This window comes from Companilactobacillus hulinensis, from assembly GCF_003946555.1.
GTDB classification, from domain to species: Bacteria; Bacillota; Bacilli; order Lactobacillales; family Lactobacillaceae; genus Companilactobacillus; species Companilactobacillus hulinensis.
In genome coordinates, this window is record NZ_RHOO01000012.1 from 62,842 (window position 1) to 77,626 (window position 14,785).

The window sequence follows — 14,785 nt, forward strand, 5'->3', positions numbered from 1 at the left end:
CATGGCAACTAAAAAAACAACAGTATCAAAAGAATTAAAAACTGCTACAAAGAAATTAATTAAAGACCTTAAGAAGACTGGTTCTATTACAGAAGATGATCTTCAAGAAAAGATTATCAAGCCATACAAACTTAAGGGTGAAGCATTAACTAACTTTGTTAGTGAACTTGAGGACCAAGGTATCGGTGTTGTCGACGAAAAGGGTAATCCTAGTAAACTTTCTCTTTTGAAAGAAAAGAAAGAAGAAGCTAAGAACTCTAAGAAGAAGAACGATACTACTGCTCCAACTGACATCAAAGTTAATGATCCAGTTCGTATGTATTTGAAGGAAATTGGCCGTGTTCCATTGCTTAATGCTCAACAAGAAGTTGATCTTGCCTTGAAGATCGAACAAGGCGATGAAGAGGCTAAGCAACGTTTAGCTGAAGCTAACCTTCGTTTGGTTGTTTCAATTGCCAAGAGATATGTTGGTCGTGGTATGCAATTCCTTGATTTGATTCAAGAAGGTAACATGGGTCTAATGAAGGCTGTTGAGAAGTTTGATTATCGACTAGGATTCAAGTTCTCTACATATGCAACATGGTGGATTAGACAGGCTATTACGCGTGCTATTGCCGATCAAGCTCGTACAATCCGTATTCCTGTTCATATGGTTGAAACAATCAATAAGCTGATCCGTATTCAACGTCAATTACTTCAAGATCTTGGTCGTGAACCATTGCCAGAAGAAATCGGTGCTGAAATGGATATGCCTACTGGTAAAGTTCGTGATATCTTAAAGATTGCTCAAGAACCAGTTTCATTGGAGACACCTATTGGTGAAGAGGACGACTCACATCTTGGTGATTTCATTGAAGATTCAGATGCTACAAGTCCTGAAGACCACGCATCATATGAATTACTTAAGGAACAACTTGAAAATGTCTTGGATACTTTGACAGACCGTGAAGAGAACGTTCTACGTTTACGTTTCGGTCTAGATGATGGTAGAACTAGAACTTTGGAAGAAGTTGGTAAAGTCTTTGGCGTTACACGTGAAAGAATTCGTCAAATTGAAGCTAAGGCTCTTAGAAAGTTACGTCATCCATCAAGATCTAAGCAATTGAAAGATTTCTTGGAATAGCAATTAGAGTTTTATCGATAAAAGAACAGCAAATAAAAACGCTGTTCTTTTTTATTGTTATTTTTTCTGAAAATATTAAACTAATTAGTTATGTTTTTTCATGAATTGCGTTACCATTAATATATATATTTTTTTGGAGGGTTATAAATTTATGTTAGATAAAAAGATTTACGATGAAATATTTTCCCATTCATTTACTATTCCTATCAAGATTGTGTACTGGGATGGAAAAGAAAAAACTTACGGTCCAGAAGGCAAATCTGACATAACTATTAAGTTTAATACCAAAGTTCCAATCTCCGAAGTTGTTAAACACGCCACACTTACTTTGGGTGAAGCATACATGGATAAAGATATTGAAATTGAGGGATCAATTCAAAAACTTATCATGAATGCTTATAAACAATCAGAGAGTTTCATGTCAAATGTTAAATTAAAGAAAATTGTTCCAAAGTTCAGTCACAGTGAAGAGAGTAACAAGAAGGAAATCCAAGAGCACTATGATATTGGTAATGACTTCTATAAGCTATGGCTAGATCCAACTATGACTTATTCATGTGCATACTTCCGTACACCAGAAGACACTCTTGAACAAGCTCAAATGAACAAGGTTCACCATATCTTGAACAAGTTGAATACAAAACCAGGCGAAACCATCATTGATGTTGGTTGTGGTTGGGGAACTTTGATGTTCACTGCAGCTAAAGAATATGGTTTGAAAGCTAAGGGCGTAACTCTTAGTCAAGAACAATATGATTACGTTAATAACAAGATTCAAGAAGAAAATCTAAGTGATCAAATGGAAGTTATGCTTGAAGATTACCGTGAAGTTGACGAGAAGTTCGATCACGTTGTTTCAGTTGGTATGTTCGAACATGTTGGTAAGACACATCTTGAACATTACTTCATGCAAATCAAGAACTTGTTGAAGCCAGAAGGTACTGCTTTGATTCATGGTATTACTGGACAACACGTTGGACTTGGAGTTGATCCATGGCTTGTTAAGTACATCTTCCCAGGTGGCTATATTCCTAATATCAAGGAAAACATTGGTCATATTATGGATGCTAAATTACAAATTGATGATATTGAGCCATTAAGACGTCATTATCAAAAGACTGTTGAAATTTGGCACCGTAACTTCTTAAAGGTTGAAGACAAAGTTGATGAAATGTACGGAGAAAGATTTGTTCGTATGTGGGACTTGTATCTTCAAGCTTGTGCCGCTTCATTCCAAAGTGGTAATATCGATGTAATTCAATATCTACTTACAAACGGTCCTAGTGGTTCTTCTACACCTATGACTCGTGAGTATATGACAGATTTAGACAAAAAGACTGCAGATAAAATTGCTGAATAGAGGTTAATGTGACTTTATTATCGAAGAGATTACAAGCTGTTTATCAGATGGTAGACGCTGGAACTAGGGTGGCGGATATTGGTTCTGATCACGCATATTTACCAGTAGAATTAGTTGAAACAAGTGTTGTCAATTATGCGATTGCTGGTGAGGTGGCTGTTGGACCAATGTCTCGCTCCAAAACTGACGTTGAGAAGTTTGGTTTAAGTAACAAGATAGATGTTCGTTTGGGTGATGGATTAGCTGTTATCAATCAAGAAGATTCAATTGATACAGTTGTTATTGCCGGAATGGGCGGTATTTTGATTTGTGATATTTTGTCTCGGGCAACTGAGGCACAGCTATCTAACGTTCAAACATTGATTTTACAGCCCAATATTGGTGAACCATTGGTACGTCATTGGCTGATTGAACATAATTTTGATATTGTTGATGAAGACATTTTATCTGAAGATCATCATGATTATGAGATCATTAAGGCACAAAAGAAGGCTTCAGTTGATGAATTGACTGAAGCTCAATATCTAATGGGTCCAGTATTGATGACTAAGAAATCAGATGCATTCGTTGCTAAATGGCAACGTAAATTGAACGGTTATCAAAAGGCTGTCGATAATATGCACAATGCCAAAAAGATCGATGAAGCCAAGATTGGTCAGATGAAGCAGTATATCAAATATGTTGAGGAGATCTTATAATGGTTAAAGTTCAAGATGTTATTAATCAAGTAGAAGAATATGCACCTTTGGCAATTAAAATGGACGGCGATCCTACGGGATTCCAAATTGGTGATCGCAATCGTGAAGTACATCGTGTCATGACTACTTTGGATGTTCGTCCAGCCGTTGTACAAGAAGCTATCGACAAAAAAGTTGACTTAATTTTGGCTCATCATCCCATTATGTTCAGAGCTGCTAGAAATTTGGATCTGTCATCAGCTCAAAATAAAATGTATAGTGATTTATTAACTCATGATATTTCAGTTAATGCATCTCATACCAATATGGATAAAGCACATGGTGGTATGAATGATTGGTTGATGGAAAAACTCGAATTAGAGAATGTTCATTATCTTGATCCAGATGATGATTATTCAATTGGTCGTGTTGGTGAGTTACCTGAGTCTATGGATCTATTAGACTTTGCTAAAAAAGTTCGTGATACTTATAATCTTCCTAATTTGAGATACGTTAAGTCAGAACTTGGTCAACCGGTTAAAAAAGTTGCCATAATTGGTGGTGACGCTGGTAAGTTCTATCCCGAAGTATTAAAAGCTGGTGCTGATACGTTTATTACTGGGGATGTCTATTATCATACTGCCCATGACATGATGTCAGCTGGATTGAATGTTGTTGATCCCGGTCATCATATTGAAGCTATTTTTATTGAGAAAATGGCAGAATTATTAAATGATTGGAAAAATGCTAATCATTGGGACATAGATATAGTACAATCAGAAGTAAGTACAGAACCATATAATTTTATTTAGGGAGTGTGTGGAAATGGCAATAAAATACGAAAAATTAGTACCACGTTTCTTGGGTTATGTTAAACAAAATACTCGTTCTGATGAGAATTCAACAACAATTCCTTCAACTGAAAGACAAACTGTGTTCTTGAACAAGTTAGCTGATGAGTTGAAAGAAATTGGTATGAGTGACGTAAAAATCAACTCAGTTAATTCATATTTAACTGCTGAATTGCCATCAAACTTGGATTATGATGTCCCAGTTCTTGGTCTGATTTCTCACGTTGATACTGCTGACTTTAATTCTGAGGATATTAAGCCAAAAATCGTTGAGAATTATGATGTTAAGAGTATCATCAAACTTGATACTGAGGGTAAATATACATTGGATCCAGCTGTATTCCCATCATTAAAGAATTATGCTGGTCAAACACTTATTACTACAAGTGGTGACACATTACTTGGATCAGACGACAAGTCTGGTGTCACAGAAATCATCACCGCTATGGAATATCTGATTTCACATCCTGAAATCAAACACGGAAAGGTTAAGATTGGACTTGGACCGGATGAGGAAATTGGTACAGGTGCACTTAAGTTTGATGTTGACGATTTCGGCGCTGACTTTGCTTACACTGTTGACGGTGGTCCAGTTGGACAACTTGAATATGAAACATTCAGTGCTGCAAGTTTGAAAGTCTATATTACTGGTAAAGATGTACATCCTGGCTCCGCTAAGGATATTATGATCAATGCCGTTAATATTGCTACAGAATTCCAAACAGCATTACCTGATGATGAAGTTCCTGAAAAGACTGATGGTCGTCAAGGATTCTTCCACTTGCTTGAGTTGAAGGGTACTGTTGACAATGCCTATATGGATTATATTATTCGTGATTTTGACCGTGATGGTTTGAAAGCACGTAAGAATAAGGCAACCGAAATTGCCAAAGCTCTAAATGACAAGTATGGCGAAGGTACTGTCAAACTTGATATGCATGATGAATACTACAATATGATTGATGTTATCAAGGATCATATGGATGTTGTTAAGATTGCTGAAGAAGCATTCAAGAATCTTGATATCACACCTGATGAAGAACCAGTTCGTGGTGGTACTGATGGATCAACTATTTCATTCATGGGACTTCCAACACCTAACTTGTTTGCTGGTGGAGAGAATATGCACGGACGTTACGAATATGTAGCTGAAGAATCAATGGAAAAAGCCGTTGATGTTGTTCTTGAAATCATCAAAATCAATTCAGAAAATAAAAAATAATAATCATTAAGACAGTCACAATTAAGTTTGTGGCTGTTTTTTTGTGCCATAATTAGACTTCTTTTTAAATTTAGGTTGATTTATACTTATAAAATGAAATAATGATATTTGTTGCAGTATTCTATATTGTAAATGGATTCATTTTATTTGGGGATTAAATTTTTGATTTTGAGGGAGAAAAATGAGATTAAATAAAAAAGTTCTTTATGCTACATTGTTCGCATCTACTTGTTTGCTTTCGACAAATGTTGTTAAAGCTGATACTACTGATGTAAATAATGATAATACTTCAGCTGTTAGTCAAAGTACGTCGGTAGAGCCAACTGCTGCAAACAGTGCTGGGTATGCTGCTGCGGATACATCAAATGATGCCAGCCAGCAAACAGAGACTAGTACAACTGACTCTGAATCAACACAAGCACAGTCAGAAGATACAAAGCAAGTTACACAAGATGCACAGCGTGTTAATCGAGTAGCTACGCAACAAGTTCAGAGTACTGAAAAGTTGGATGGTGTATATAGAACTAATAATCAAGTGATCCAGTTGTACTTGGCTGATGGAACACCTGTTAAAAACCGTGCACTAGCTGCTAATACTGATTGGTACACTAATGCACGTAGAACCCTGAGCGACGGAACATCTTACTATCATGTATCAACCACTGAATATGCCAATGTTAATGATGGTACGTATACACCTTATGTTCAACCATATTCTGGTACAGCAACCGTAGTTTATAAGGCTGGAGCCAGTGTTCATGACTTTCAAGGGTATGGAAATAAAGCCACATATCTTGGAAACAATATTCCAACTGGCAGTAATTGGAAGATAAGCAATCACGCCAATGTTGGTGGTAAAGAATGGTATCAAATTGGTGCCAATACATGGGTGCCTCAAGATTATGTTGTTGTAAATGATGCGCCAGTCAAAGATGCGAATTGGTTAACCGGTGTTCCATTGATCTCTCAACGTCCAGAATTACCAAATGGTTGTGAAATAACTGCCGTCACAATGATGCTTCAATATTCTGGAGCCAATGTTGACAAGATGCAGATGGCACGTGAAATGCCTCGTAGTGGTAATCCAAACTATGGCTACATCGGACAACCTTGGGATGGAACAGGTATCACAATTTTCCCACCAGCATTGATGAATTTAGTTGAAAAATACGCCGGATCAGCCAAGAACTTAACTGGCCAGAATTTCAATGCAATTAAGTATCAACTAAGCATCGGACATCCAGTTGTCACATGGAATACATTGCACGGTTTCCCATATCATGCATTAGTTGTTACTGGTTATGATTCAAAGTATGTTTACTACAATGACTGTTGGACTAATCAAACTACACAAATGGAAATTAACGCATTTATAAATAATTGGAACACGCAAAATAGACGTGCTATAAGTTATTAGGTAAGTTAAATAGGTCACTCTTTCTATAGATTCGGTTATTAATAATACCTGAGTCTATAGAAGGAGTGATTTTTAGTATGATAGGTAAAAGCAATAAGAAGGAAATGAAGATTGGCTATGTAAGAGTGTCAACGATAGAAGATCGACAGAAATTGGGCTTTGAAGCTCAAAAAAGAATTCTTCAGGATAATAAGGTTGATGTGATTTATAGTGAGAAAATAAGTGGCCGAAAAGATGATCGTCCCCAATTTAACAAGGCAATTAATAAATGTAAATTATTATCTACAAAAGGTTACGACGTGACTTTTATGGTAGTTAAGTTGGACAGAGTATCACGCAAGACATCATCTTTATTGAATATATTAGAAGATTTGAAAGAGCAGAATATTTCTTTTAAATCTATTAATGAGAATATCGATACGAGTTCCGCAACTGGAATTCTAATGATGCAATTATTGGCAATTTTCAGTGAATTTGAAGTGAACACTTTGAGGACCAGAACCAAAGAAGCACTGCATCAAGCAAAAATTGATGGAAAAGTTTTGGGCAGACCATCGATAAATGAAAATATTCGTGAAAAAATTGTAAAACTGTATCTAAATCCCGATTTATCAGTCAAAGAGGTTGCTGAAAAATGTAATGTGTCAGAGAGAACTGTTTATAGAATCGTCAAAAATAGGAAGTTATCAAGAATCGATAAAAAAGACACTTCATTTTTGGATTAGGTTGATTTATACTTATTACATAAAAATAATGGTATTTTCTGCCATATACGAACGAATTTGACATACAAAAAAAGTGCTGACATAATTCTGGAAAATCCAGTTATGTCAACACTTTGCATTGTTAATATTTGAATGGTTGTCATCTGCAAAATACGTTCGTTTTTGGCAGTCAAGATATCTTGATTATTGGGGGGATAGTCTTAGCTTTCATTTTTTTGAAATAATTTAACTATATTTTGATTTTTCAACATTACACAGATGGAATTATCAAAAAGGTACTTAGTGCCTTGTAATTATTTTGTCACTTGCTGGAACCAGCTTTTATGGTAGTCAAAATATAATTTAAACGATGCATTTATGTAGATTTATTTACAATTTAAGCGCGATAAATAAACGTGCAATAAGTTATTAGGGGATATTTAAATGAATAAGAAATCAAGAATTGCTTTGACATGCGGATTTGCTTTGACTATGTTTCTTGCCACACAACAAACAGTTAAAGCTGATACTGCGACAGACTCACAACAAGTTGAAAATGTAGCACAAGATAACAGCCAAAGTAATTCTCAAGCTGTATCACAAGCAACTGCATCAGAACCAGTTGCACAATCTGCAACAACAGTACAATCAGATACAAATGCTGATACAACAGTTGATAATACAAATACAACTGCTGACACAACTACCACACAAGATCAAAGCCAACAACCAGTTGAAACAACTACACAAGATACTGCTTCAACACAGGCTGATGCTAATTCATCACAAATTACACATATCAATGGTGTTGTAAAAACACGTGATCAAATTACTTACCTTTATACCAAAGAAGGAAAAGTCGTTAAAAATCGTGCACTTGGTCCAAATACTCCATGGGTAACTGATCAAAAGTTATCACTAGATGGTGCTAGTTATTATCGTGTTGCCACTAATGAATTCACTAATACTGGTGATGTAGATATGCAATACGGTACTACTGCCAACGGTATTATTCGTGTTAAGCAAAGTGGTGCTGCTAACTATGCACGTGATGAACAAGGATTCCATAATAATGGACAACCTAATCAAGCTGCTGGTTCAACTTGGAAGTACAACAAGACTGACAAGACTAATGGATTAACTTATTATCAAATTGCTAACAACGTTTGGTTAAACAGTGATGATGCAACAACAGCTGCTGCATACCAAAACCCAGCTGGTTGGCTACAAATTCAAAACTCACAAATCCAACCTTCTGGTGGTGCTGTTGGATATGACCTATACAATGGCGTTGAAGGAATCAAGACATGGTTGGTTAGAAGATACTTCGGTTATTCTAATTCACATACAATCTATGATGGTTCAGTTGCTTCAAGTGTTAGAAGTCTTCAATCACGTAAAGGCTTGCCTGTTACAGGTGTAGTTAACTTAGCCACATGGAAAGCAATGGGTTATTCAGAAGCTGATTGGTATGGAATTGATTCATATATTGCACCTCTACAAACAAACATGACAAGTACTCGTTCAGATCACGTTGAAGCTATGATCAACCAAGCATACAAGTACATGGGTAAACCATGGATCACTGGTGCGGCTTCAATGCCTGGATACGGTGTTGATTGTTCTGGATTAGTTACACAAGCACTATATGCTTCAGGTATTGATTCAGCTCCAATCTCAAATATCCAACACGCACAACCAGGACACGAATGGAATAGTCGTGATTATTGGGCAGATTCAAGAATTCCACGTATTAACTTCAACAATCGTGCAAGAGGAGACTTGATTTTCTTCGCTGATCCATCAACTGGTGTTGTATGGCACGTTGGTATCTTGCTTAATAGAGACACAATGATCGAATCATGGCCATTTGCTGTTCAAGTACACTCAATTTACTCATCACGTGGAACTATCGTTGGTGTTAAGCGTGTATTTTCATAATTTAGTAGTGATTTAAGAATTAAACGTATTAACGAAAAAATGGAACATTCAATAGATTTTATTAAATGTTCCTTTCTTCGTGTGTAGGGTTAAGGGCTTTTATAAATATGGTTATAAAATAAATACTTTGGGGAGTATGAAGATGGATTTTAAAAAGAAACGTTTGAATAAGGCATTGGAAGAAAAAATTTACCGTGTAAAAATGGTTCATGGTAAAAAAGGTTGGATCACTGTCGGAATGACATTTATCGCCTTGTTCGGTGCTTCAATGCTTACTAAGAATGTCGACGCATCAGCTGTTAATAATGTGGCGGTCGCAAACTCAGCTAATAGTGACTTCGTTCAATTGTATAACAGTGTTACAAAGACCAGTATGCACAAAGCTAACCGTGGTCTAAAGAATGGTACTGCATGGAAAACAGCTAAAGCCGTTAAAGGAATTGATGGCGAAACTTATATCCTTGTTGGTGGTAATGAATACGCTAATGCCAATCAAATGGATCTTAAAGATGAGACTTCAAAACAAAACTTGTCTGGTGTAGTTAGTGTTGGTGACGGTAATGGTACATATGTACAAATTTATTCAAATCCATTAGATGGTGCTAAGTTAGTTAAGAACCGTGCTTTAGCTAAAGATACTGCTTGGAAGACAGATACCAAGGTAACTGTTAATGGTGTTACTTATTACCGTGTTGCGACAAACGAGTGGGTTAAAGGTTCAGATGCTACATTGACTTCAGAAAATTCACGTTCTGATAAGACTTATATTAAGAATGCTCCTGATGCTGCAACAACTACTGATAATAATTCTACAAATACTAATACTGGTTCAAACACTGGTAATACTGATCAAGAATTTGTTCCTGATGTTCAATCGTCATTTATTTGGACGCAGTATGTAGACGAGAACAGTAAAGAGATTCACGATAAAACTTGGGATATGAAACGTATTGGTGAAACAAAGGTTACAGCACCATCAATTGATGGCTATACTCCCGTTACACCAATTCAAACGGTATCTATCAAAGAAGAGGCTTTGGGACAATCCCACAAAGATGACAGCGCTCAAGTAATTACATTAGTCTATAAAAAAGGCAGTACTCCAGCCACAGGTAAAACAGCACCTATAACTTTGAAGTTTGTTGACGAAAACAATAAAGAAATTGCCCCTGACAAAGTATCACAACAAACAGTTGGGTCAGAATATTTGACTAATGCACCGGCAATTACTGGTTATACATTGGCAGATCATTCTCAAATTGGAATGATTACCTCAGTAAATCCTGATGGTAATACAATCACATTTACATACACTTCAAAAGATGGCGCAACAATTGTTAACCCTGCAGATAAGACAGCTAATATGACCGTTATGTATAGAGATAGTAACAGACTGAGATTGGCATCTGACAAGGTTCTAACACGTCCAATTGGTTCAACGGTTACTGAAAAAGCAATCGATATTCCTGGATACAAACTATCATCCTGGCAAGGTTCAACTGAAACTGGCAAAGTATATGACTGGGGTGGCACAATGGAATTCATGTATACAAGAATTCCTGACGCTAGAAAGGCTTCTGCCATTGTTAAATATGTAGATCAAGATGGCAAAGAAATTAAGAAACAAGATATATTACCTATGCACGAAGTCGGTTATGTATATACTGCAAAAGCACCAGAAATCGCTGGTTATACACTAAATGGTGATGCTGAGCAAATGTTTGCTACTGGTATGAAGGGCGATAATACTATTACCTTTAAGTATAATAAAAAATCCACATCCACAGATACTGAAAAAGTGAATGTGACTGTTAAGTATGTTGATGAAAATGGAAAAGAAATTGAGGGGCATCCAGCAGACGATCTTGGTAAAAAAGAATTAGACAAACCAATTACTGAGACAGCACCTACAATTGATGGATACGATTTGAAAGGTGATGCTACGCAAACATTCACACCTGGTAAGAAAGGTGATAATACAATTACCTTTAGTTATGTTAAAAAAACCACAACTACACCAGTTGTCGATAAAGCTAATATAACCGTTAAATCAGTGGATGAGAATAATAATCCTATTGGTAAGGATGTAGTTGTTAGCGATAAAGAAGTTGGTAAAACCGCAACAATTGATGCACCTGAACATGAGGGATATGAACTAGTGTCTAACACAGGTAAGACACAAAATGTAACTGTTTCTAAAGATGGTAATACTGTAACTTTTGTATATAAACAAGTATCAGAGAAAAAAATGGTTAAAGTAACTGTCCAAGCTATTGATGATGATACAGATTATGTAATTGGTGGCGCTGATAATAGAGAATATGAGGCTGGTAAAGAAGTCTCAGTTGAAGCTCCGGAAAAGTGGGGTTATGATTTAATAGGCCCATCAACTGAAAAAATGACATTTAGTGGTAAAAAGTATGATAATACCAATGCTACTTTTAAATATAAGAGGAACGCTGTAAAAACGGCTGCTTTAATTAAACAGCTTAATGCAGAGCTGTTTAAAGTTGAAAATGAATATAGAGCTAGCCATGGTGTTGCACCGTTAAAGCTGGATTCAAATTTACAGGCGGGTGCAGAAGAAAGGGCTAAACAGGTTGTATATGAATTTGATAAGATGGATACAAGCATGAATCATCAACAACCGGATGGTAGTTCATTTAGTGAAGAACCTAACTTAAAGAAGTATTCGGAAGAAAATGGACCAACTGGTGAAAATATCGGTTGGGGTGGATATTATGAAGATGATTTGAACAAGTGGGCTTTAGAAATGCATAATAATATTGTTAGTGATCAAGCGCACTCTGACAATGCTTTAGATTCAGCCTATAAGGCTGGTGGTTTTGGTGTCGGAATTAGTGAAAATGGTACTATGTTTACAGTTCAAGATTTTGGTCAATAATGATTTTTGTTTTCAAGTAGTTTAATGAATTAATAATAGTTACAAAAATTGAGCTTTAATGAATATGTTTTGTTCATTAAAGCTTTTTATATATAGTTGTTAGTTCTACCAACAAATAAAAAAATGTGAGATAATATAAACACTTAAGTAGTGATTTAAGAACTTTTTTAGTTAAACACAATAATCAAAGGAGAATTATTATGCCACTAGTACACATCGAATTAATTGAAGGACGCAGCCAAGACCAACTTAAGGCTTTAGTTAAGGACGTTACAGATGCAATTGTTAAAGATACAGGTGCACCTGCTGAACATGTTCACGTTATTTTGAATGAAATGCAAAAGGACCGTTACGCTGTTGGCGGTGTTTTGAAGAGCGACGAATAATTAGTTTTTAGAGCGTAGCAAAGTATGGTTAGCTCTTGATTATAACCTGGACAAAACCCGTAATTGCATATGCAAGTGCGGGTTTTGTTGTAGTTAAACGAAGAGGGCTATATTTTGACGCGTGTTTTAATGATTTTTGTTAGGAGATACATATGTTAGATTCAGTTTTACCAAATAAACATCTTACTGATGAGCAGCAAGATGTTTTTAATGAAATATTTGAGTTTTGTCAGAGCAATTTGAAGTCAAATTCTAAAGGATTATTCCAATTAAATGGGGATGCTGGTACAGGGAAAAGTGTCATATTGACGCAGTTATTTTTGGAATTGGAGAAGCAAGCTAAGTCCAATGGCACAGATAACTACTTTCTGGTCAATCATCCCGAGTTACTTAAGGTATATCAAGACAATGCTGGTGGATTCTCGGAGTTACGCAAAAATCGCTTTTTGCGTCCAACTACCTTTATAAATCGTATGAACAAAGAGTCTAGGTCACCTGATATTGTAGTGATTGATGAGGCTCACTTGTTACTGAGCGAGGCGGATCGATACAATAACTTTGAACAGCATAATCAACTAGAAGAAATTATCAAATTAAGCAAGGTTGTAGTGATCGTATATGATGAGCGACAAGTTCTTAAGCTGAAGAGTTTTTGGTCGCAAAAGGTAATTGATAATCTTGTCAAAAGATTTCAGCTGAATTATAAGCTTGAGACATTACGTGTTCAGATGAGGATGCAGGCTCCACGTAGTATTATTAGTTGGATCAATGACTTAACTAATAATTTTAAGTTGGACTCAATTGGTAAACATTCTTCAGAGTTCTTAGGCGGTAACTATGATGGATATGATTTCAGAGTATATCCTGATGCTGAAAAAATGTATCAGAGGTTAAAGCAGAATAATGATACCTATGAAAAGTCACGGATCGTTGCGACTGCGGACTATCCTTCAACACTTGATGGTAAAAAACATTTTGTGAACGAGGGAGATTTTCATCTACCTTGGGATCAATATAACTATTCAAATGTTACTTGGGCACAAAAAGATGAGACTATTAATGAAATTGGTTCTATCTATACTGTACAGGGATTTGATTTGAATTATGTCGCAGTAATTATGGGACCTTCAGTTGTGTATGCAGGGGACGGTCGTATTAAGATTAATTTGAATGCATATGAGGATCAAGAAGCTTTTAAAAAACGTCACGATAATGATCTTGATGACATCGATTCTGCGAAACAAGCAATAATTTTGAATTCCATGAATGTATTGCTGAAACGTGGGGTTAGAGGTGTATATGTATATTTTCATGATAAACGAATATATGATTATCTATCTAACAGCGCAAAATAATGTGATTCTTCATTCCGTAGTCTATTCGTAATGGATTTGTAATCAAATTGTTACTTATGAAGCTTCTAAGTTACATGCTATACTAATCACTCGTAATTAAGGAATGGGAGTGTGCGTATATAATGCCACGTAATTGGAAAGAAGAAATTGTATTTACTATAATCATGGCGGGGTTGATGGTGTTCGGGATGACGTCGTATAACATCGTGATGGCACAGGGATTAAGCAGTGGCCTAATCATGACAATCTTGAGCGGCTATCCACTGGGATTACTAGTGGCAATTATCTTAGATGTATTGGTCGTTGGACCGATTGCCAAGAAATTGGCTTTCAAATATATTATTAATGACTATATGAGAAAAAAGACGTTTTTAATTGGAATCACGATTTCGTGTTTAATGGTGATTGGCATGGTAACTTTCATGTCCGTGTTTGGAATTGTAGTAGAGGGTAAATTAGATGGTGCGAATGTATTGGCAACCTATGGTCATACTTGGATTTTTAATTTAATTGCTGCACTACCATTACAAATGCTTATTGTCGGACCAATCGCCCGTGCGGTATTGGGTAAAATGCAGGCCGCAGCTGATAAACGTGAAGCTGATTCGTTAGCTGAAAAAGATGAGCTTGTCTAAAAAGCATGTCGTTGAGTATATAATTTGATATACATAAATATGAGCACTTCTGAGAGGGTAATTCTTGGAGGTGCTTTTGTTTTTAGTCTCATAAGGTTACATAACAAAAATTACGCGAAGTATAGAATTAGGGCTACATGTCAAGCCCAAATGCAACATCTTAAACAAATCTTAATAACTTTTCTCCAACTCATGATAAAATTTAGTGT

12 protein-coding genes are annotated in these 14,785 nt (G+C 36.0%); all 12 read left to right on the forward strand.

Going from position 1 to position 14,785, the window contains the following annotated elements; all coding sequences use genetic code 11:
- Position 1: 1 nt before the first annotated feature.
- The 12 genes from rpoD to EKM66_RS07685 all read left to right on the forward strand — a co-directional run bounded on the left by rpoD (position 2) and on the right by EKM66_RS07685 (position 14,576).
- On the forward strand, positions 2 to 1,123 hold the full coding sequence (gene rpoD, locus EKM66_RS07630; protein ID WP_125763263.1) for an RNA polymerase sigma factor RpoD: 1,122 nt from the start codon (positions 2 to 4) through the stop codon (positions 1,121 to 1,123).
- A 151-nt stretch (positions 1,124 to 1,274) separates the two neighbouring features.
- Positions 1,275 to 2,483 carry an SAM-dependent methyltransferase gene (locus EKM66_RS07635; protein WP_125763265.1) on the forward strand — a complete coding sequence of 403 codons (1,209 nt, stop codon included), beginning with the start codon at positions 1,275 to 1,277 and terminating at the stop codon, positions 2,481 to 2,483.
- 8 nt (positions 2,484 to 2,491) lie between these two features.
- Positions 2,492 to 3,181 (forward strand): tRNA (adenine(22)-N(1))-methyltransferase, encoded by a 690-nt coding sequence (locus EKM66_RS07640; RefSeq protein ID WP_125763267.1) that lies wholly within the window; start codon positions 2,492 to 2,494, stop codon positions 3,179 to 3,181.
- Positions 3,181 to 3,972 carry a Nif3-like dinuclear metal center hexameric protein gene (locus EKM66_RS07645; protein WP_125763268.1) on the forward strand — a complete coding sequence of 264 codons (792 nt, stop codon included), beginning with the start codon at positions 3,181 to 3,183 and terminating at the stop codon, positions 3,970 to 3,972. The genes EKM66_RS07640 and EKM66_RS07645 overlap by 1 nt, the downstream gene beginning before the upstream one ends.
- Before the next feature lie 13 nt (positions 3,973 to 3,985).
- On the forward strand, positions 3,986 to 5,233 hold the full coding sequence (gene pepT / locus EKM66_RS07650; protein WP_125763270.1) for a peptidase T: 1,248 nt from the start codon (positions 3,986 to 3,988) through the stop codon (positions 5,231 to 5,233).
- Positions 5,234 to 5,414: 181 nt separating this feature from the next.
- Positions 5,415 to 6,650 (forward strand): C39 family peptidase, encoded by a 1,236-nt coding sequence (locus tag EKM66_RS07655; RefSeq protein ID WP_125763272.1) that lies wholly within the window; start codon positions 5,415 to 5,417, stop codon positions 6,648 to 6,650.
- 77 nt (positions 6,651 to 6,727) lie between these two features.
- Positions 6,728 to 7,375, forward strand: a complete 648-nt coding sequence (locus EKM66_RS07660; RefSeq protein WP_125763275.1) for a recombinase family protein — start codon at positions 6,728 to 6,730, stop codon at positions 7,373 to 7,375.
- Positions 7,376 to 7,798: 423 nt separating this feature from the next.
- A complete protein-coding gene (locus tag EKM66_RS07665) occupies positions 7,799 to 9,295 on the forward strand; it encodes a peptidoglycan-binding protein (protein WP_125763277.1) in 1,497 nt (498 codons plus the stop codon).
- A gap of 142 nt (positions 9,296 to 9,437) precedes the next feature.
- Complete coding sequence (locus EKM66_RS07670; RefSeq protein ID WP_164505089.1) at positions 9,438 to 12,200, forward strand: MucBP domain-containing protein; 2,763 nt, start codon at positions 9,438 to 9,440, stop codon at positions 12,198 to 12,200.
- Between the two features lie 197 nt (positions 12,201 to 12,397).
- The gene (locus EKM66_RS07675) at positions 12,398 to 12,586 is read left to right on the forward strand and encodes a 2-hydroxymuconate tautomerase (RefSeq protein ID WP_263854130.1); all 189 of its coding nucleotides are present in this window, start codon (positions 12,398 to 12,400) and stop codon (positions 12,584 to 12,586) included.
- A 152-nt stretch (positions 12,587 to 12,738) separates the two neighbouring features.
- Positions 12,739 to 13,941 (forward strand): DUF2075 domain-containing protein, encoded by a 1,203-nt coding sequence (locus EKM66_RS07680; protein WP_125763283.1) that lies wholly within the window; start codon positions 12,739 to 12,741, stop codon positions 13,939 to 13,941.
- A 122-nt stretch (positions 13,942 to 14,063) separates the two neighbouring features.
- Complete coding sequence (locus EKM66_RS07685) at positions 14,064 to 14,576, forward strand: DUF2798 domain-containing protein (protein WP_125763285.1); 513 nt, start codon at positions 14,064 to 14,066, stop codon at positions 14,574 to 14,576.
- Positions 14,577 to 14,785: the final 209 nt, after the last annotated feature.